Genomic DNA, 18,971 nt, shown 5'->3' on the forward strand with positions numbered 1-18,971 from the left:
ATGGAAATGTAGAGCGCACCAAGACTCGATTGTAAAAATAAAGCGCAGGCTAAAAGAACTGACCTGTAGGAAAACGCCTGGAAAAGTAAGGGAGAAGATAGAGAAAATCAATCAGGTAACAAGAGGATGGATTAACTATTATGCCCTTGGCTCCATGAAAACAGCGATGACAGCGATTGACGCACATTTACGGACAAGGCTTCGGGTTATTATTTGGAAGCGGTGGAAAGTACCAAAGAAGCGACAGTGGGGCTTGCAGAAACTGGGAATAGGCAAGGACCTTGCGAGGCTAACCTCATACTGTGGTGACCGCTACCAATGGGTTGTCACGAAGACGTGTGTTGTAAGAGCAATCTCTGAGGAAGTGCTTGCGAAAGCAGGACTAATAAGTTGTCTCGAATATTATAATAAGCGTCATGCCTTGAAGTTATGTTGAACCGCCGTATGCCGAACGGCACGTACTGGTGGTGTGAGAGGGGGATTAAATTCCCCCTACTCGATTATAGTGTGGCTTTCAGCTGATTTATTAAAGAGGGAAAATATGGGAGTGGAAATTGAGAGGAAGTGGCTTGTTACAGAAGAAAGTTTAAGTAAGGAGCAGACTATCCGGAAAGATGAATTAGATTATTCGGATATGGAACAGGGGTACTTGTGCAGAAATCCTGTTGTTCGCATTCGAAAAGCAAAGTACAAGGATGGGCGTACAGAGTTTATCCTTTGCTATAAGGGAAAGGGTTTATTGGAAAGAGAGGAGTATAATCTTCCTCTCACAGAAGAAGCCTATTTTATGCTGAGAGGGAAAATAGAGGGAAGGCTCATTGAAAAGCGTAGATATCGGATTCCATACGGAAAGTATTGTATAGAATGGGATATTTTCAAAGCTGATTTAAAAGGATTAATGTATGCTGAAGTAGAATTTCCGTCCGGAGAGGAAGCACTAGCTTTTCATCCTCCCTCTTGGTTTTCACGAGAACTGACAGGAGAAGCCGGATACAGCAATGCGGATTTGGCTTTTCAATAGAAGCGGAAAAGTTATGATTAAATTCCTGACGAGATGCAGGATTTTTCCTCTTTTTCTTGCAAGAATGCAGTGAAAATGCTATACTTGTCCCTCGAAAGCTCTGCCGGTGGCGGAGTCCGGCAGAACGAGAATTTGGACGCGGATTAAGCGAACTGCTCGTTATAAAAGAAAATTTGTTTGGAGGTATGCGCAATGAGCGTAAAAGTAGAAAATCTTGAGAAGAGTATGGCTAAGCTTACCGTTACGGTAGCGGCACAGGAATTTGAAGAGGCAGTAGAGAAGGCTTATCAGAGAACAAAGTCTCGTTATAATGTTCCGGGATTTCGTAAGGGAAAAGCTACAAGGAAGATGATTGAAAAGACCTATGGTGCGCAGGTTTTCTATGATACAGCTTTAAATGAGGTTTTAGACCGTCGTTATCCCGAGGCGGCAAAAGAGTCCGGCTTAGACATTGTATCCCGTCCTGAAATTGAAATTTCTGAAATTGCGGAAGGTAAGGATTTGGTATTTACGGCAACCGTTGCCGTTCGCCCGGAGGTAAAACTCGGTGAATATTTCGGTGTAGAGGCTGAGAAGGCGGATGTTTCCGTTTCCGCAAAGGAAGTAACGGAGAGATTAAACAAAGAGTTGGAAAAGAATGCAAGAATGATTGATGTCGATCGTGCTATCAAGAAGAACGACATTGCCACCATCGATTTTGTAGGTTCCGTTAACGGTAAGGAATTTGCCGGAGGAAGAGGCGAGGATTATCCTCTTACCATCGGTTCCGGTACTTTTATTCCCGGATTTGAAGATCAGCTCATCGGGGTGAAGGCCGGAGAAAGCGTAGATGTAAAGGTTACCTTCCCGGAAAACTACGGTGCAAAGGAGCTTGCTGGTAAAGAAGCTGTCTTCAAAGTAACGGTTAAGCTGGTAAAGGAAAAGCAGGTTCCGAAGGCGGATGACGAGTTTGCGGCTGAGGTTTCCGAGTTTGAAACCTTAGACGAGTTCAAGAAGGATTTAAAGAAGCAGATTAAGGAAGAAAAGGAAAAGAGAGCTACATCCGAAGTGGAAAATAACGTCATTGCCAAGGTGGTGGAGAATGCTACAGTTGAGCTTCCCGAGCCTATGGTGGCTACGCAGTTGGATCAGATGTTCTATGATTACGGAAGACGTATGGAACAGCAGGGAATTCCTATGGAGCAGTATATGCAGATTACAGGATTGACTCCGGCTGCGTTAAAGGAACAGATGAGAGAATCCGCTATTGCAAACATCAAGAATTCTTTGGTTCTCGATGCAATTCAGAAGAAGGAAGGCATTGAGGTTTCGGAGGAGAAGCTTGAGGAAGAACTGCAGAGAATCAGTGATCAATATCGTATGAAAAAAGAGGATTTTGTTAAGACAATCACTGATTCGCAGAAGGAATCCATCAAAAGAGAATTGAATATTCAAGCGACAATTGACGCTTTGGTTTCCAAGGCAAAGCTTGTAAAACCGGAAAAGAAGTCCAAGAAAGAAGAAAAGGCTGAGAAAGAAGAGGCATAATTTTGCTTTTCTTTTGAACTTAACTAAAAAAGAAGTAATGTGTGCCTTGTTCACGATGCTTATTATGAACATACGTCCATGCACTTTACGGTGGGCGGGAAAAGACAGTCGGGAATTTTTCGACTGTCTTTTTCTTAAACTATGGGTTTATAGGGGGATTATTTTTTCTGTGCTAAGATAAGACAGGTACACTATAAGGAGGTAAAAATGAAAGAATATACATTTCCACAAAATATAACTACGATACCCTATGTCATTCAGTCTACCAGCAGAGGAGAGCGTTCTTATGATATTTTCTCCAGACTGCTGAATGAGCGTATTGTTTTTCTGGGAGATGAGGTGAACAGTGATACTGCATCTCTTGTGATTGCTCAGCTTCTTTTCTTGGAGTCAGAGGATCCGGATAAGGATATTTCCCTCTATATTAATTCTCCGGGAGGTTCCGTTACGGCAGGAATGGGAATCTATGACACTATGCAGTACATCAAGTGTGATGTTTCGACCATCTGTGTCGGTATGGCCGCATCTATGGGTGCGTTTCTTCTTGCGGGCGGGACAAAGGGAAAGAGAATGATTCTTCCCAATGCGGAGGTTATGATTCATCAGCCCTCCGGAGGTGCCCAAGGACAGGCTACTGAGATTCAAATTACTGCGGAATGGATTTTAAGAACCAAGAAGAACTTAGCGAAAATTCTCGCAGAAAACTGTAAACAGCCGTTTGAAAAGGTGCTGGCGGATACGGAAAGAGATTACTGGATGACTGCGGAGCAGGCTTTGGAGTACGGCCTCGTGGATCATATTTTTGAGAAGCGCAGTAAGAATGAAGATTCCAAGGAGAAAAAATAAGATATGGCTATGAAACCGGATGATAAAGTAAGATGTTCCTTTTGCGGGAAATCGTCCAAACAAGTCAGGAAAATGATTGCCGGCTTGAACAATACCTATATTTGCGATGAGTGTGTCGAGCTTTGCCAGGAAATCTTTGATGAAGAAATGGGGGGAGAAGCATCGGGAGGAGAAATTTCGGATTTACACCTCCTGAAGCCCAGAGAAATCAAAGAATTTTTGGATGAATATGTGATTGGACAGGAGGAGGCCAAGAAGGTTCTTTCCGTTGCCGTTTACAATCACTATAAGCGAATCATGTCTAAGGTTAGGGATATTGATGTACAAAAGTCCAATATTCTGATGATTGGACCGACCGGAACGGGAAAAACCTATCTTGCACAGACTTTGGCCAAGATTTTGGGCGTTCCCTTTGCCATTGCCGATGCAACAGCTTTGACCGAAGCCGGCTATGTGGGAGAGGATGTTGAAAATATCCTTTTAAAGCTGATTCAGGCTGCGGACTATGATGTTGCCCGTGCGGAAATCGGAATCATTTACATCGATGAAATTGATAAGATTACGAAGAAGTCGGAAAATGTTTCCATTACCCGAGATGTTTCCGGTGAGGGTGTGCAACAGGCTCTCCTTAAGATTTTGGAGGGAACCGTTGCTTCTGTTCCTCCTCAGGGAGGGAGAAAGCATCCTCAGCAGGAGCTTATTCAGATTGATACTACGAACATTCTCTTTATTTGCGGCGGTGCTTTTGATGGATTGGAGCACATCATTGAGAAGAGAATTGCGTCCGGATCGATTGGCTTTGGCGCGGAGATTGTAGAGAAAAACAGAAATAATTATGACGATATTTTAAAGCAGGTTCAGCCGGAAGATCTTACCAAATTTGGTCTGATACCGGAATTTATCGGTCGAGTTCCCGTGGACGTGGAGCTTTCCAGTCATGATGTGGACAGCTTGAAGCGTATCCTAACTACTCCGAAGAATGCTTTGGTGAAGCAGTATCAAAAGCTCTTTGAGATGGATGGGGTAGATCTTCATTTTAGCGATGATGCTATTTCCGCCATTGCAGAAAAGGCGGTACAGCGGAAAACCGGAGCAAGAGGACTTCGTTCCATCATGGAAGGTATGATGACGGAAATCATGTATGACATTCCTTCTGATGAAGCAATTTGTGATGTGGAAATCACGAAAGACGTTGTGGAAGATGGAGCAAAACCGCTGATTACAAAGGATGAAACAAAGCGCAGAGAACGCTATGAACTCTTTCAGGCAAGCAATAAGGAAAGCTTAAAAGAGAAAAAGGCGTCTAAGAAAAGAGGATAATATGGTAATCCGTTCTGTTGAGCTTCCCTTTGTCTGTGGAGTGAAGTCGACTTTACCGAAGACAGGGAGACCGGAATTTGTTCTTGCAGGGCGTTCTAATGTGGGAAAATCATCTTTTATCAATGCCCTGGTGGAAAGAAAGTCTTTTGCCAGAACCTCTTCTACTCCCGGAAAAACCAGAACCATTAATTTTTATAATGTGAACGACAGCTTTTATCTGGTTGATCTTCCCGGCTATGGATATGCGAAGACCGGTCCTGTTGAACAGGAAAAGTGGGACAGAATGATTCGTCGTTACTTGGAAAGCGGAGAAGATATTGAAGAAGTCGTTCTCCTTCTGGATGCAAGGCGGATTCCGAATGAAAAAGATTTACAGATGTTTTCCTGGATTCTTTCCACTACCGGTTATGAACCAATAGTAGTAATCACCAAGATGGATAAACTGAAGCGTTCCGAGCGGGCAAAGGCTTTAAAAGAGATTCGGGCAAAGCTTGGAGCAAGTAAAGAATGCATGATGATTCCGTTTTCTTCGGAAACGAAAGAGGGAAGAATAGAATTTCTCGACCTGGTAGAAAAGATATTGGAAACAGAAGAGGCTGAGAAAGAAATTGCAGAAAAAGAGCAAGAAAAGAATTGACAAGAGATGCTTTTCTTGCTAGAATTACACAGTCTTATGACAGGAAAGTAGGTATCCACCTCACCTCGGCAGAAAGCTGACCCGGGTTTAAATTGATTATTTACTCTGTATATTTTCAATGGTGGATTGGCTTTCAATCCACCATATTTTTTGTGGAAATGCTATTTATAGCAGAGCACTAAGGTGAGTGAAAGATTTCACAGGATTATCGTACGGGAGTGCGATATCTCGTTCACCGGAAACCGGAGATTTTAGTACAGAGAGGAGCTTATGGCAGCTAAAAAGAATGCGGAATTGGAAATTAACGAGCAGATAAGGGACAAAGAAGTCAGAGTTATCGGGGCTGAAGGAGAACAGCTTGGTGTTATGCCTGTTCGAGAAGCACAGCAGTTGGCACACGATGCGGATTTAGACCTCATTAAGATTGCGGCGACGGCAACCCCTCCTGTAGTTCGTATTGCGGACTACGGAAAGTATCGTTATGAACTTTTGCGCAAGGAAAAAGAGGCCAGAAAGAACCAGCATACTACAGAGTTGAAAGAGATTCGTATGACACCGAACATTGATACCAATGATTTGAATACGAAGCTTGCTGCAGCTCGGAAGTTCTTGGAAAAGGGAAACAAGGTAAAGATTGCTCTGCGTTTCCGTGGAAGAGAGATGTCCAGAATGAATCAGTCCAAGTATATCCTGGATGATTTTGGAGAGAAGCTTTCCGACATCGCGATTGTAGATAAGTCTGCTAAGGTTGAAGGAAGAAATATGGCAGTGGTTTTAAGCCCTAAAAAGTAAATTCACAGGAGGCAAATATGGCAAAGTTAAAGCTGAAAACAAAGAGAGCTGCAAAGAAGCGCTTTAAGTTAACCGGTACAGGCAAGTTAGTAAGAAATAAGGCATTTAAGTCTCATATCCTTACCAAGAAGTCTACGAAGAGAAAGAGAAACTTGAGAAAAGACATCGTAGTTGACCATACCAACGAAAAGGTAATGAAGAAGATTCTTCCTTATCTGTAAAGTGTGAGTAGAATAGGAGGATGAAATGAGAATTAAAGGTGGTTTAAACGCAAAGAAAAAGCATAATCGTGTATTAAAATTAGCTAAGGGCTATAGAGGCGCAAGATCCAAGCAGTATAGAATTGCTAAGCAGAGTGTTATGCGTGCTCTTACAGAGGCTTACAAGGGACGTAAGGAAAGAAAGAGACAGTTCAGACAGCTCTGGATTGCCAGAATCAATGCTGCAGCAAGATTAAACGGTCTTTCCTACTCGAAGCTCATGTTTGGATTAAAGAGCGCAGGCATCGAGATGAACAGAAAGATGCTTTCCGAAGTTGCTATTGCCGATCCGGAAGGATTTAAGGCATTGTGCGACAGCGCAAAGGCTAAATTATAAGAAAAATGACTGTCTATCTGTGACAGTGAAGAACGAGTTCTTCTTCGCTTAACAGGAGATTTATTGTAAGTAAGAATAAGATGCCGGGACATGGTTCTCGGTATCTTTTTTTAGTAAAATTGAGAGAGAGTATGCATTATTTTGATTTCGCAAGACAGGCATACCATACCGAGAATCCGATATCTTAGAATAGCTTTAGATAAAGTGGATTAGTTCCGGAATAGATAGTGTATTCAAATAAATGTAACATTTTATGAAAAAACACAATAATTCTATTTCTTGCGTTCTTGTTTAAAAGTTTTTATAATGGCAGGGTTGTTTTGAACTGTCTTGTTTTCTTTTTTAGAAGACAAGATAAGTTATAGGAAAACAAGAGAAGTTAGGAGAAAAGAGGGGGGTTAAGATGAAGAAGAACTATGGAAAGATACTTCTTTCTGCCACACTGTTAGCAACTGCATTTTCTGCCTGCAGTAATGCAAAAAAGGCGGAGACAAGTGCTGTAAGTAGTGAGAAGACTACAGAAGCGACAAGTGAGAAAGCACAGGAGACGGAGAAGGCAAAGGAAACGGAAAAGGCTGGAGAGAAAGAAGCTGTGGATATTTCTTCTGTAAAGGAGGAGACTGTCTATGTTTCTGCCGATTATGTTAAAGCTTTACTGGATTCCGGAAAAGATGTGAAGGTTTTAGAAGCTGCTTGGGGTCCTGTGGACGCGGATAAAGATTACAATAAGGCGCATATTCCCGGAGCTTTTCACGTCAATACGGACGATATCGAGGAAGAAAAGACATGGAACTTCCGTAGTCCGGAAGAGATTGAGAAACTCTTAAAGAACTATGGCATCACGAAAGATACTGTTGTTGTGACCTATGGAAATACGCCGGAAAATACGGCTGATGACAGACTGGCAGCTGTTCTTCTCTGGGCCGGTGTAGAAGATGTGAAGAATTTAAGCGGAGGTATCGACGCATGGGTTAAGGCAGGTTTTGAGACAGAGAAACAGGTCAATGAGCCCGTTGCAACGAATGAAGATTTCGGCGTAAAGATTCCGGCACATCCCGAGTATGTTCTTAGCATTGATGAAGTAAAAGAGAAGATGAAGGACGATGCAAAGTTTAAACTTGTCAGCATTCGTTCCAAGGATGAGTTTTTAGGAAAGACTTCCGGTTATTCCTATATTGATAGAGCCGGTGAGCCTTTAGGTGCTGTATGGGGACACGATACCGATGACGGATCCTATAACAATGCGGACGGTACGGTAGTTGACCTTGCAAAGCTCGAAGAATATCTTGGGGAAAGCGGACTTTCTCTTGAGAAAAACGATATCGCTTTCTACTGCGGTACAGGTTGGAGAGCTTCCGTTCCCTTCCTGATTGCCCACGAGAACGGCTTTAAGAATGCCTACCTCTATGATGGCGGTTGGTTCCAGTGGCAGATGGATCCGGAGAACAAGGTTCAGCTTGGTGAGCCGGGCTCTTCCGATTATAAGGAAGTGCAGGTTAAGGATCTTCCTACGGATAAGGCGGCAAAGAAATAAACAGACGAGATAGCACAGAAAGTAGAGGCAGTTTAAGACTTTCTGTGCTATTTTATAAGGATGAAAATGAGAAAAATAGTACTGTTAATCATACAAAAGATTTTCCTATTGGGAACAATACTCATGCTTCTTGCGCTTTACATTCTTCGCTATTTTACAATGCGAAAAATGGGCATGGCGCGCTATATGGTCTACTTTCGAGAGAAATGGAGCGGAAAAGAGCTGGGATACTTTTCCCTCTTACAGTGGAGTGTTTTAGTGATTTTACTGCTTCTTACTTTAGCCCTTTTTCTTATTATAAAGAGACTTTTCTTCTGTTTCAAGGGAAAAATTTTAAGAGAGAGGGGAGAAAAAGAGGCTTTTCCGCTTTTCCCCGTTTCTTACAGTGCAGTGCTTATCCTGTATTCTTTTCTTTACTTTTTTTCTCTTGTGGGATCTCCCGGAAGAGAATATACGGCAAGCCTTATTGTGCATGTCCTTATGCAGATTTTTTCCGTGCTATTCCTCTCGACATATTTAAGGAAGGGGACTCGGCATGAAAAATAAAAAGCTTTGGATTTTTCTTTTTTTCCTTCTTCTCTTTTTACTCGCCTTATTTTTTCTTCCGGTAAAAGAGATTTTTCAGGGAAATGTTCTTCGTTTCTTGCAGGACAAAGCGGAGGAAAATTTTATTTTTTCCGCGCTTATCTATGTCGTGCTTTGTGCCCTAGCAGGAGCTTTTTTGGCTCTGCCCGGAATTACTTATGCACTTATCGCGGGGACAGTCTTTCATGCTTTTTGGGGAACGATACTCTGCGCTCTTTCCGCCAGCATTTCCGCAGGAATCTCTTTTCTTATGGGTAGATACTTTCTCCATGATGCCATTAAGCCTAAACTGGAGAAGAATCCTTACATAAAGAAATATTTTTTTTCGGGTGAGAAGCGGAATCTCTTACTTCTCCTCTTTTTGACGAGAACCATACCGGTTTTTCCCTTTAACCTGCAGAACTATGCTTACGGTATCACGGATATCCCCTTTTCTCTTTATTTCATATCGAGCTTCCTTTTTATGATTCCGGGGACGGCAATGTATACCGTAGCCTTTGCCGGTCTTACGGAGAAGAAGAATCCCATGCTTTACTTCGGGATTTCGCTCGGGATTTTAGTATTGCTTCTTCTGGCTTCTTTTCTCTTCAAAAAGAAAAATGTAGTAGAAAATGGTAGCAAGGTAGCGAAAAATAGAGAAAGAAATTATAGCAAGGAAAAAGAAAAATGAAGAAGGAAATTCATAAAAGAGTGGAAGAATGCATCCATTGCAATGCCTGTAAGAGGAAGTGCAAGTTTTTAACAAAATACGATATTTGTATAGGAGACAGCGAGAAGCTGAAAGCACTTGCCTATCACTGCTATCTTTGCGGAGAATGTACCCGGGTTTGCCCGAAGGGGATTGACGGAAGGGGCATTATTCTCGACTACCGAAAGGAAGAGGTGAAAGAAGGCAAGTACGGCTTAAAAAAAAGGGGCTACAGCGGTATTCTTTTGGAAAAAAAGAACTATCTTTTTCAAAATCATAGAAAGGCGAAGGGCTGTAAAACTGTTCTTTTTCCCGGCTGCAATTTTCCGGCCTATTATCCGAAAACCTTAGATAAGCTGGTTGCACTGCTACAGAAGGAGGGGATTGAACCCTACTACGATTGCTGCGGGAAACCGATTGAAGAGCTGGGTCTTACGAAGGAAGCGGAAGCAATCTTCACACGGCTAAATCAGGATTTTAAAAGACGTGGAATTGAAGAAATTATACTTGTTTGCCCAAACTGTTTTTATCACTTTGGGAATAAGCTCAATGTAAAAATAACCACTATTTATGAGAAGCTTTCTGCATTAAATATTGGAAAAAAGCTATCTACGGAAGAGTACGAATGCTTTTTCCCCTGTCCCGACAGAGAGGATAAACGATGGCTTCCGAAGCTTTCTCCTTTTCTTTCGGGAGAGCTTTCCGAAAAGAAAAATTTGCAGTGCTGCGGTATGGGAGGTTGTGCCTTCATTCAGGAACCTATGCTTTCCAGGGAAATGGCGGAAAGTCGGCCGAAGGAGAAGAAGCTCATCAGCTACTGTGCAACCTGTATTGGGCAGTTTGCAAGATTTGGAGAGAGCGAGCATTTTCTGCCCCTTATTCTGGAAACAGGAGAAAAAGCGGATTACAGTCACTCCTTTTGGAACCGGCTTAAGCACAAGTTTTATTAAGGGGATAAAGACAAGAGAAAAAAGAGTGGAGACATAGATGGAGATGAGAAGTCGAAAGGAGCAAAGAAAATGCTAACGAAAGTAAACAAGATGTCTAAGGCTCCGACTGCGTCACCTGTTGAGAATAAGATATTGCACGCTCTAAAAGCGCTTTTTGCTAAGCCCCAAACATCGAAGCAGGCTCTTATACTCTTTACGAGGCTTCCGATTGCCGGGAAGACGAAGACCAGATTGATTCCGTATCTTCAGGAGAAAGGAGCAAGGGATATACACCTTGCTTTGCTCCAAGATTTTGCGAAGCTCTATCGGAACTTCCATCGAAAGGAGAAAGAGGTCAAGCTCTTTCTCTTTTTCTCCTCCGCTACTGCTAATGAAATAGTAGAGGGCGCATTTGACTCGGGGAAAAAAGAAAGTAATAAAGAACAAGAGGGAAGAAACGAAGGTATTGCAGAAATGAAGATACTCAGAAAGCTCTTTCCCGATGCCGAGTTCGTTCCGCAGGAGGGAGAAGACATTTTCAGGAAAATGGAAAATGCTTTTCTCTATACTTTTCAAGAGGGCTACAGCTTTTCTTATCTTGTCGGAGCGGATATCCCGTTTCTCTCCGAAGATGGCTTTTGTAAAGTCTTTTCTGCAGGGCGATCCGGTAAAAATGCACTGGGGGAGAGCCTTGACGGAGGATATTACGGAATCGGTTTACAGAGCAGGGTAGAGAAGTCCGACCTGGATAAGATATTTTCCCCCGGCAAGAAAAGAAATGGAAGAAAAGAAAATATGGAGCAGAATAGTATAGAGAAGTCGGAATCTGCGGAAACGGAAAAGCAGGAAGTCGATATTTTCGAATACACAAAAACGGCTCTCTATGCTACCGGCATTCCACTTCTCCTCTTAAAGAAAAGAAGAGACATTGATGACAGGGAAGATATCGCGGCCTATAGACAGATCATTCCCTATAACAAAGCTCTGCAGGACTCCTTTATCGGGAGAGAAATTCTAAGACAGGCGAAGATTTCCATTATCATTCCCTGCTATAAGGAGGGAGATACGCTTTCTAAAATGGAAGAGCAACTTCGTCCATATAAGAAGCAGGCGGAGATTCTTTTTGCTGACGGCGGGGAAAATCATTTTTCCGGAGAGTACAAGGTCGTGTCTTGCCCGAAAGGGAGAGCGAAGCAGATGAATAGCGCGGCAAAGGAGGCAAGCGGGGATATTTTATTCTTCCTGCACTGCGACTCCATTTTACCGAAGGGCTTTTTGGAAGAAATCCGAGAAGCTCTACGAAAAACACCGGTGGCATGCTTCGGTATTCGTTTTAAACCGTCTTCTCCCCTTATGACCATTTGCAGCTTCATCAGTAATCACAGAGTTTATGACAGGAAGGTGATGTTTGGTGACCAAGGGATTTTCCTAGGAAGAGAGCTTTTTTTTCAAATGGGCGGCTTTCCGGATCTTCCCTTAATGGAGGATTATCAGTTTTCACTAAACTTAAAAAGCCGGGGAATTCCCATGGGGCTTTGCAAGAAGAGATTGATTACCAGCGAAAGGCGATTTAGCGGAAGCTTTTTTCATAAGCTACTTATTATGTGGAAAATGAATCGCCTTCGGGCAAGATACAGAAAGGGAGAGGAAATCGATGCACTTGCAAAAGAATATAGAGACATTCGATAAAGAGCCGGATTTACTGGAGAGAATTTTGGAGAGAGCCTATAGAGAGGCTTTGCATCTTCCTATGGAAGTCACAGAGGAATACGAGTTTTTGGCAAGGGGCGAGTACAACGAAAACTTTGTCTTTACCCATCCGGAAAGCGGAAAAAGATATGTTTTACGAGTCAATCACGGCTCGCAAATGCATCTAAAAAAGCAGATTTCCTACGAGGCACATGCTCTTTCGCTTCTCGAAAAAAGTGGGAGAGTTCCCAAGGTCTATTATGTAGAGGAAAAGGGCGATAAGGGCATTCTTCTTATGGATTTTTTGGAGGGTAGGGCGCTTCGCTATGAAACGGATCTTTCCGTTGCAGGGCAAATCCTTGCGGATATCCACTGTACGAAGTATGAGAGAGAAAAGGATTGGGGAGAACTTCGACTCCTTTCTCCGGAAAATCCTCTGTATGCGATGCTGTCAGAATCGGCATCCTTATTAAGAAGCTATGAGCTAAGCCCATTTAAGGAGGATTCCGTTTATGAGCGTTGTCATGCTCTTTGGGAAAAAGTCGTGAATCTCGAAGAAAAATATGCCAAAACCCTTTCTTCCAAAGATTTTTGTATCATTAATACCGAATTAAATTCCGGAAATTTTTTGATTCAGGATGAAGAAAAAAACTTTGAGGAAAAATCAGAGACGGATATAAGCAGTCATCTTATCGACTGGGAAAAACCGCTTTATGCGCATTTTGCACAGGATCTCGGACATTTCCTCGCTCCGACTACCAGCTTTTGGAAGACGGATTGTATTCTTTATGAAAAGGATAGAGATCTGTTCTTTCATGCTTATAAGGAAGCTTTGGCAGGAAGAAGGAACTTTTCCGGTATAGAAGAGAAGACCGAGCTCTTTATCCTCTTTAATTGCATAAGAGGGCTTTCCTGGTGTGCCTATGCCTACGCCGAATATCAAAAAGGACGAGATATTCAAAATGAAGATACCTTCCGTAAAATCAAAGAGTATCTTACGGATCCGTTTTTATCTTCTGTGGAAGAATTGTTTCGGGAGTCTCGGACATAAAATTGATCGGGATTCCTATTTATCAATCTTTTCGATGAATAGAGACGATTATTTTAAATCATAATCTGTAATAAAAGGAATAATTGTTCTTATTTTTTAAAATATATGATAAAATACAGAACTGTTGTATGCAATTTAGACACAATAAGGAGGACATTATGAAAAAGAAAAGTTTGGCATTAGTAGCATTCCTTGCTATGGGAATTTCTCTTACTGCCTGCGGAAACGGCGGCAGCACAAAGACGGAGACTAAGCAGGAGACTTCAGCAGCTTCCGAGGGAAGTGAGAAGGCAGAAGAGACAAAAGAGGAGAAGACGGACAGCGGCAAAGCGGAAGTAAAAGAAATGAAGGGCGATGCCATTAAGAAGATTGTAGAAGATAAGAAGGAAAAAGAGAACTATATGATTGTTGATGTTCGTAGTCCTGAAGAGTATGCTGCAGGACATATCAACTTTGCAATCAATATGCCGATTGATACTTTTAAGGACAATGTTTCCAGAATTGAAGACTGGAAAGATAAGAATGTTATTGTATACTGTAATTCCGGAAAGAAGTCAGGAGAAGCTGCGGAGATTCTTGTTTCCAACGGTTTTACCAAGGTGTTTAACGGAGAAGGTGTAAAGAAGTTCTCTTATGATTTAAAGACTTTTGGAAACATCCGTGGTTCTGAACTTATGGAGCAGGCAAAGGACGCCCTTGTAGTGGATGCAAGAGAGGCTAAGGACTATGAGGCGGGACACTTTGCTACTGCTGTCAATGTCAATGCCGATGATCCGGCAACCATCGACGCAATTCTTCCGGATGACAAAAACGCCTTAATCATTACCCATTGCTATTCCGGTAACCGCTCCGCTGTAGCCGCAGAGTATATTGCAAGCAAGGGTTATACCAATGTATGGAACTGCTTAGACGGCACCAAGGAAATCGAGTACGATTTTTCCAAGGGAGATAAGTAATGACTAAAAAATCTTTCCTTAGAGACAGGATTCTTCTGTTTATTGGAGTGATTGTAGTCGCGGCTCTATACTTTTTATATGCACCGTTTAGAGATTTCTTGAAGGAAGTCTTCCGTGTTTTCGCCACGGGAGACTTTCAAAAGCTTAAGGACTTTGTGGCCTCTTACGGGCCCTATGCTGCGGCTATTTCCTTCCTGCTCATGGTTTTACAGTCCGTTGTAGCACCGCTTCCCGCCTTTTTAATTACCTTTGCGAATGCTGCACTGTTCGGCTTTTGGAAGGGAGCTTTACTTTCCTGGAGCAGTGCCATGGTCGGTGCTGCACTTTGCTTCTTTATTGCAAGGACTTTGGGAAGAGAGCCGGTAGAGAAGCTGACCTCCAAGGGAGCATTAAAGAACATTGACGAATTTTTTGAGAGGCATGGTAAGCAAAGTATTTTAATCGCCAGACTGCTTCCCTTTATTTCCTTTGATATTGTAAGTTATGCCGCAGGCTTAAGCTCCGTATCCTTCTTGGGATTCTGGGTGGCAACAGGTCTTGGGCAGCTTCCGGCAACCCTGGTTTATTCCTATGTAGGAGGATTTTTGACAGGAGGAGCAAAGCTTCTTGTCACCGGACTATTAATTCTCTTTGCACTGGCCTTTCTGATCGGCCTCGCTAAGCAGCTTTATACGGAAAGACAGAAGAGTAAGGAAAAACAGAATCAAAATATAGGATAAATAAAGAATAAGGAGTAGAAAGAGTATGAAAAAGGATGTACGAATGATTTCTCGCCTTACAGCAATGGCTATGGCAGGAGTGCTCGCTTTATCCGCTTGTGGCGGAAAGAAAGCGGAAACTTCCACTACTACGGCGAAGGCGGAGGAAACAAAAGCAGTAGGAGAGAGTAAGGCGGAAGAGAAGGCAGAGGAGAAGGCGGAAGAAAGCGGTTCGGAAGCCTTTGATAAGCTTGTAGAGGAAGCCAAGGGGCAGACTGTAAATTTCTACGGTTGGGGCGGAGATGACCATTTAAACCAGTGGTTGGACGGCTTTTATGCAGAGTATTTGAAGAAGAATTATGACATCACCCTGAATCGTGTTCCCATGGGGATTGAAGATATTTTGACCCAGCTTTCCGCAGAGAAGAAGGTCGGCACTGCAGAATCCGATATTGACATGATCTGGATTAACGGAGAGAACTTTAAGACGGCAAAGGAAAACGATTATCTTTATGGTCCGTTTACAGCGGATTTGCCGAACTTTAAGGAGTATATCAATCAGGATGATCCGGAAACCAAGACGGACTTCTCTTATCCGATTGACGGCTATGAAGCACCCTACGGTAAGGCACAGCTTGTTTTATACGGAGACAGCAAGGTTGGAGAGTTCCCGAAGAATACCGCGGAGCTTTTGGAATTCGCGAAAGCACATCCCGGAAAGATTACCTATCCGGCACTTCCCGACTTTACCGGTTCCGCCTTTGTCCGTAATGTAATCTATGATATTGTGGGAGTAGAGCAGTTCCAGACTGTTAAGGAAGATAAGGAAGCGGTAAGAGAACTTGTTAAGCCGGCAATGGAGTACTTGAAGGAGCTTGCTCCTTACCTTTGGAAGGAAGGAAAGACCTATCCGGAGTCTGCACCGACGATGATGAATATGTATTCCGACGGAGAACTCATCATGGGCATGAGCTATTCCGCATACATCGTGGCAAACGGCATTCAGGACGGCAGCTTCTCCCCCGATACGAAGACCTTCCTTTTCGACAAGGGAACAATCGGAAACACGAACTACATTGCTATTTCCAAGAATGCAAAGCACAGAGCTGCCGCAGAAGTGGCAATCAATGCGATGATGGCTCCGGAAGTACAGTTAAACCGCTATAAGACCTTAAAGACCATTCCGGTGCTCGACAATGCCAAGCTTTCTAAAGAGGTGCAGGACGAATTCTCCAAGGTGGATCTCGGAGAGGGCGTTCTTCCGCAGAGTGAGCTTTTAAGTAAGCGACTTCCGGAAATGCCTGCGGGGCTGGTTCCGATTATCGAGGAAATCTGGCAGGAAGAAGTTGCAGGAAAGTAAAATGAAAAAGAATTTCTCCTTTCTTTATCTCTTGCCGCAGCTTTTCTTTACATGGCTCTTCTTACTGGCTTTGTTTTTGGGGCTTTGGGATAGCTTTACTGTTGAGGGACATGTTAGTATAGCGCATTATAAGGAGATTTTTACTAGAGGGGATACGCTCCCCTCTATTTTCTATACATTACGGATTTCCTTTTTATCCTCCCTTTTTACGCTCCTTCTTGCGATTCTTTGTTCTTTTCTGATTTTACATTTTTCGGAAAATTGGGACAGCTTAAAGTCGATATTGCAGCTTGCGATTATTATGCCGCATAGCTTGGTAGCGCTTTTTCTGCTCTTTTTCCTTTCGCAAAACGGATTTATGGCAAGGATTTTTTATGCGTTAAAACTGATTTCCGACCAAAGTGCTTTTCCGGAGTTCGTCTATGACCGTTTTGGAGTAGGGGTAATCCTTGGTTACATCTGGAAGGAATTACCCTTTATGCTTTTTTTCGCTTTACCGCTTGCCTATTCGGTAGACGGAAAGTTGGGAGAAGCCGCGAGAACCATGGGAGCGAGTCCCTTATACAGCTTCTTTTTTATTACGCTGCCTTTATCGATTCGGCAGTATCTTGCGGCTTTTTTTATTATTTTCTCCTTCTCCTTCGGAAGCTTTGATCTTCCCTATCTTCTTGGGAATACAACGGAGAGGGCACTCAGCGTCCTGGCCTATCAGGAACTGCAAAGGGGGTTTATGAATCGTCCGACTGCACTAAGCTATAATGGAATCATGCTTCTTTTTTCGCTCCTGCTTTCCTTCTTTTATTTCCGCTTTTTACCGAAGAAGAAAGGATAACTATGCTAGTAAAGAAAGATCCGGCGTATCAGCTTATACGTATGCTGTTTCTGTTTTCAATTGTTTTTCCTTTTCTGGTCCTTCTTTTACTGAGCTTCTCCGAGCGTTACACCTGGCCCGGGATACTTCCCGGAAACTATTCTTTAAGAGCGATTCGGAGTATACTCTTTCAAAGAAAGGCTCTATTTTTTAATTGCCTCTTCAGCATATTTTTTTCCGTCATGGTGTCTTTATGCACTATAATGGCTGCCTATTGCACCGCAAAATGGCAAAGTGAACACAAAGAGAGTAGTTTGCTTTCTTTTTGTATATTCCTTCCTTTTATGATTCCGTCTTCGGTTTTTGCCATGGGCGCACAGATTCTTTTCCTGCGCCTTCCCTTTAAAAATGCCTACCTTTCAGTCTTTTTATCGCACGTGCTGTACAGCCTGCCGTATGCAACAACTTATCTTACGGAGGGAATGCGAAATAACATCAAACGTTTGGAGGAGCAGGGAAGAGTATTCGGGGCAAGCGGCTTCTATTTGCTGTTTAAGGTGACAATTCCCTTGCTCTTTCCTTACCTCATTCCCGCATTTATGATGTCCTTTATTCTTTCCATGAGCCAGTACATCTTAACGGTGCTTCTTGGCGGAGGGAAGCTGAAGACTTTAAGTCTTATTATGGTGCCCTTTATTCAGAGCGGAGAAAGAAATCTTGCAAGTGTTTACGGACTGCTCTTTTTACTGAGCAGTTTCCTGCTCTTTCTTCTTATGGAAATGCTTTTGCGAGGCTTAAAAAGGAGGGAAAAAGTATGTTGAAAATAGAAAATCTGAATGTGTACTTGGAAGGAAGCCCTATTGTAAAAGACTGCTCCTTAGAAATAAAAAAAGGCGAAATCTTTAGTCTTCTCGGTGTCAGCGGCTGTGGGAAGAGTACCTTGATTAAAGCTGTACTGGGGCTCATTCCGAGTTCTTCGGGGAGCGTTTTTCTGAACGGAAGAGATCTGACTGCGCTTCCTCCCGAAAAAAGAGATTGTACGGTGGTCTTTCAGGACCTTCGTTTATTTCCGCACCTTACGGTTGGAGAAAATATTGCCTTTCCTCTGCATTTTCAAAAAAAGAACAAGACGGAAGAACGGAAAATAGTAGAAGAGCTTCTTTCTCTTGTTAGTCTTGAAGGTTTTTCAAAGAGAACGATAGAAAGTCTTTCCGGAGGGCAGAAGCAGAGGGTGGCCATTGCGAGAGCACTTGCCCAGAATGCGGAACTGCTTCTCCTCGATGAGCCGTTTTCGTCTTTGGACCCGAATCTTCGAAAGGAAATGGGAGAGCTTATTCTTCATTTGCGGGAGAAGAGAGGCCTTTCCGTTTTGCTTGTCACCCATGACCATGAGGAAGCCCTGCGCCTTTCCGACCGCATTGCTTTAATGAAAGAGGGAGAAATTCTGCAATGCGGAAGAGGGGAAGAGCTATTCTATGCCCCGAAAACCGTCTATGCGGCAAAATTTATGGGGGAAGCCAACTTCCTTCCCGGAAGGGTGGAAAAAGGAGAATTTAAAACGGATTTTCTTTCTTTTGTGACGGAAAAACCGGACGGAGAGTATTCTCTTTTCCTAAGGGAGAGACAGCTCAAGTTTCAGAAGGCATCGGGAGCTCTGCAAAAATCAGATGCGGAAGAGATGCATTTTCCGGAAGAAGCAATCGATTCAAGGGAAAAAGCGCAAGCTTATAGCAGCGCCTCTCTTTTCTATCCGATAAGCTCCCAGTGTATTGGAGACAGCTGGAGAGTTTTTTGGGAAAATGAAAACGGTCTTGTTCTTCACAATTTATCGGACAGACCGCAGGAAATAGAGCAAGTTCCGTATAGGATGGTACTGCAAGCGGAAAAGGGAGTTATTCTATTTTCTAAAGAAGAACTTTTGGAGGACTAA

General features: G+C 42.9%; 21 protein-coding genes. All 21 read left to right on the plus strand.

Features of this window, described 5'->3' with window-relative positions; genetic code table 11:
• Positions 1-436: group II intron maturase-specific domain-containing protein (locus tag HMPREF9624_RS11465; protein WP_009536115.1), on the plus strand; the 436-nt coding region annotated here is incomplete at its 5' end.
• 105 nt (positions 437-541) lie between these two features.
• Positions 542-1,021, plus strand: a complete 480-nt coding sequence (locus HMPREF9624_RS00900; protein WP_009536116.1) for a CYTH domain-containing protein — start codon at positions 542-544, stop codon at positions 1,019-1,021.
• A 192-nt stretch (positions 1,022-1,213) separates the two neighbouring features.
• Positions 1,214-2,548, plus strand: coding sequence for a trigger factor (gene tig, locus HMPREF9624_RS00905; RefSeq protein WP_009428012.1), 1,335 nt, complete (start codon positions 1,214-1,216; stop codon positions 2,546-2,548).
• A 207-nt stretch (positions 2,549-2,755) separates the two neighbouring features.
• Positions 2,756-3,394, plus strand: a complete 639-nt coding sequence (gene clpP / locus HMPREF9624_RS00910; protein WP_009536117.1) for an ATP-dependent Clp endopeptidase proteolytic subunit ClpP — start codon at positions 2,756-2,758, stop codon at positions 3,392-3,394.
• 3 nt (positions 3,395-3,397) lie between these two features.
• On the plus strand, positions 3,398-4,714 hold the full coding sequence (gene clpX, locus HMPREF9624_RS00915) for an ATP-dependent Clp protease ATP-binding subunit ClpX (protein WP_009428977.1): 1,317 nt from the start codon (positions 3,398-3,400) through the stop codon (positions 4,712-4,714).
• Position 4,715: 1 nt separating this feature from the next.
• Positions 4,716-5,351 carry a ribosome biogenesis GTP-binding protein YihA/YsxC gene (yihA, locus tag HMPREF9624_RS00920; protein ID WP_009536118.1) on the plus strand — a complete coding sequence of 212 codons (636 nt, stop codon included), beginning with the start codon at positions 4,716-4,718 and terminating at the stop codon, positions 5,349-5,351.
• 270 nt (positions 5,352-5,621) lie between these two features.
• A complete protein-coding gene (infC, locus tag HMPREF9624_RS00925; protein WP_009429444.1) occupies positions 5,622-6,143 on the plus strand; it encodes a translation initiation factor IF-3 in 522 nt (173 codons plus the stop codon).
• Between the two features lie 17 nt (positions 6,144-6,160).
• On the plus strand, positions 6,161-6,364 hold the full coding sequence (rpmI, locus tag HMPREF9624_RS00930) for a 50S ribosomal protein L35 (RefSeq protein ID WP_009428972.1): 204 nt from the start codon (positions 6,161-6,163) through the stop codon (positions 6,362-6,364).
• A gap of 25 nt (positions 6,365-6,389) precedes the next feature.
• Positions 6,390-6,740 (plus strand): 50S ribosomal protein L20, encoded by a 351-nt coding sequence (gene rplT / locus HMPREF9624_RS00935; protein ID WP_009534473.1) that lies wholly within the window; start codon positions 6,390-6,392, stop codon positions 6,738-6,740.
• A 403-nt stretch (positions 6,741-7,143) separates the two neighbouring features.
• Positions 7,144-8,274 (plus strand): sulfurtransferase, encoded by a 1,131-nt coding sequence (locus HMPREF9624_RS00940; RefSeq protein WP_009536119.1) that lies wholly within the window; start codon positions 7,144-7,146, stop codon positions 8,272-8,274.
• A 66-nt stretch (positions 8,275-8,340) separates the two neighbouring features.
• Positions 8,341-8,820 (plus strand): hypothetical protein, encoded by a 480-nt coding sequence (locus tag HMPREF9624_RS00945; RefSeq protein WP_009536120.1) that lies wholly within the window; start codon positions 8,341-8,343, stop codon positions 8,818-8,820.
• Entirely contained in the window at positions 8,810-9,529 is a 720-nt protein-coding gene (locus HMPREF9624_RS00950; RefSeq protein WP_009536121.1) for a TVP38/TMEM64 family protein, read from the plus strand. Before HMPREF9624_RS00945 ends, HMPREF9624_RS00950 begins: the two co-directional genes overlap by 11 nt.
• On the plus strand, positions 9,526-10,497 hold the full coding sequence (locus HMPREF9624_RS00955; RefSeq protein WP_009536122.1) for a (Fe-S)-binding protein: 972 nt from the start codon (positions 9,526-9,528) through the stop codon (positions 10,495-10,497). The genes HMPREF9624_RS00950 and HMPREF9624_RS00955 overlap by 4 nt, the downstream gene beginning before the upstream one ends.
• 69 nt (positions 10,498-10,566) lie before the next feature.
• A complete protein-coding gene (locus HMPREF9624_RS00960) occupies positions 10,567-12,165 on the plus strand; it encodes a TIGR04283 family arsenosugar biosynthesis glycosyltransferase (RefSeq protein WP_009536123.1) in 1,599 nt (532 codons plus the stop codon).
• Complete coding sequence (locus tag HMPREF9624_RS00965; protein WP_009536124.1) at positions 12,131-13,216, plus strand: phosphotransferase; 1,086 nt, start codon at positions 12,131-12,133, stop codon at positions 13,214-13,216. Before HMPREF9624_RS00960 ends, HMPREF9624_RS00965 begins: the two co-directional genes overlap by 35 nt.
• Positions 13,217-13,374: 158 nt before the next feature.
• On the plus strand, positions 13,375-14,172 hold the full coding sequence (locus tag HMPREF9624_RS00970) for a rhodanese-like domain-containing protein (RefSeq protein ID WP_009536125.1): 798 nt from the start codon (positions 13,375-13,377) through the stop codon (positions 14,170-14,172).
• The gene (locus HMPREF9624_RS00975) at positions 14,172-14,891 is read left to right on the plus strand and encodes a TVP38/TMEM64 family protein (RefSeq protein ID WP_009536126.1); all 720 of its coding nucleotides are present in this window, start codon (positions 14,172-14,174) and stop codon (positions 14,889-14,891) included. The genes HMPREF9624_RS00970 and HMPREF9624_RS00975 overlap by 1 nt, the downstream gene beginning before the upstream one ends.
• 25 nt (positions 14,892-14,916) lie before the next feature.
• Complete coding sequence (locus tag HMPREF9624_RS00980) at positions 14,917-16,230, plus strand: ABC transporter substrate-binding protein (RefSeq protein ID WP_009536127.1); 1,314 nt, start codon at positions 14,917-14,919, stop codon at positions 16,228-16,230.
• 1 nt (position 16,231) lies between these two features.
• Positions 16,232-17,062 carry an ABC transporter permease subunit gene (locus HMPREF9624_RS00985; RefSeq protein ID WP_009536128.1) on the plus strand — a complete coding sequence of 277 codons (831 nt, stop codon included), beginning with the start codon at positions 16,232-16,234 and terminating at the stop codon, positions 17,060-17,062.
• A 293-nt stretch (positions 17,063-17,355) separates the two neighbouring features.
• A complete protein-coding gene (locus tag HMPREF9624_RS11910; protein ID WP_242822601.1) occupies positions 17,356-17,862 on the plus strand; it encodes an ABC transporter permease in 507 nt (168 codons plus the stop codon).
• Positions 17,856-18,971 carry an ABC transporter ATP-binding protein gene (locus HMPREF9624_RS00995; RefSeq protein ID WP_009536130.1) on the plus strand — a complete coding sequence of 372 codons (1,116 nt, stop codon included), beginning with the start codon at positions 17,856-17,858 and terminating at the stop codon, positions 18,969-18,971. Before HMPREF9624_RS11910 ends, HMPREF9624_RS00995 begins: the two co-directional genes overlap by 7 nt.

Source organism: Oribacterium asaccharolyticum ACB7 (genome assembly GCF_000238075.1).
Classification (GTDB): domain Bacteria; phylum Bacillota; class Clostridia; order Lachnospirales; family Lachnospiraceae; genus Oribacterium; species Oribacterium asaccharolyticum.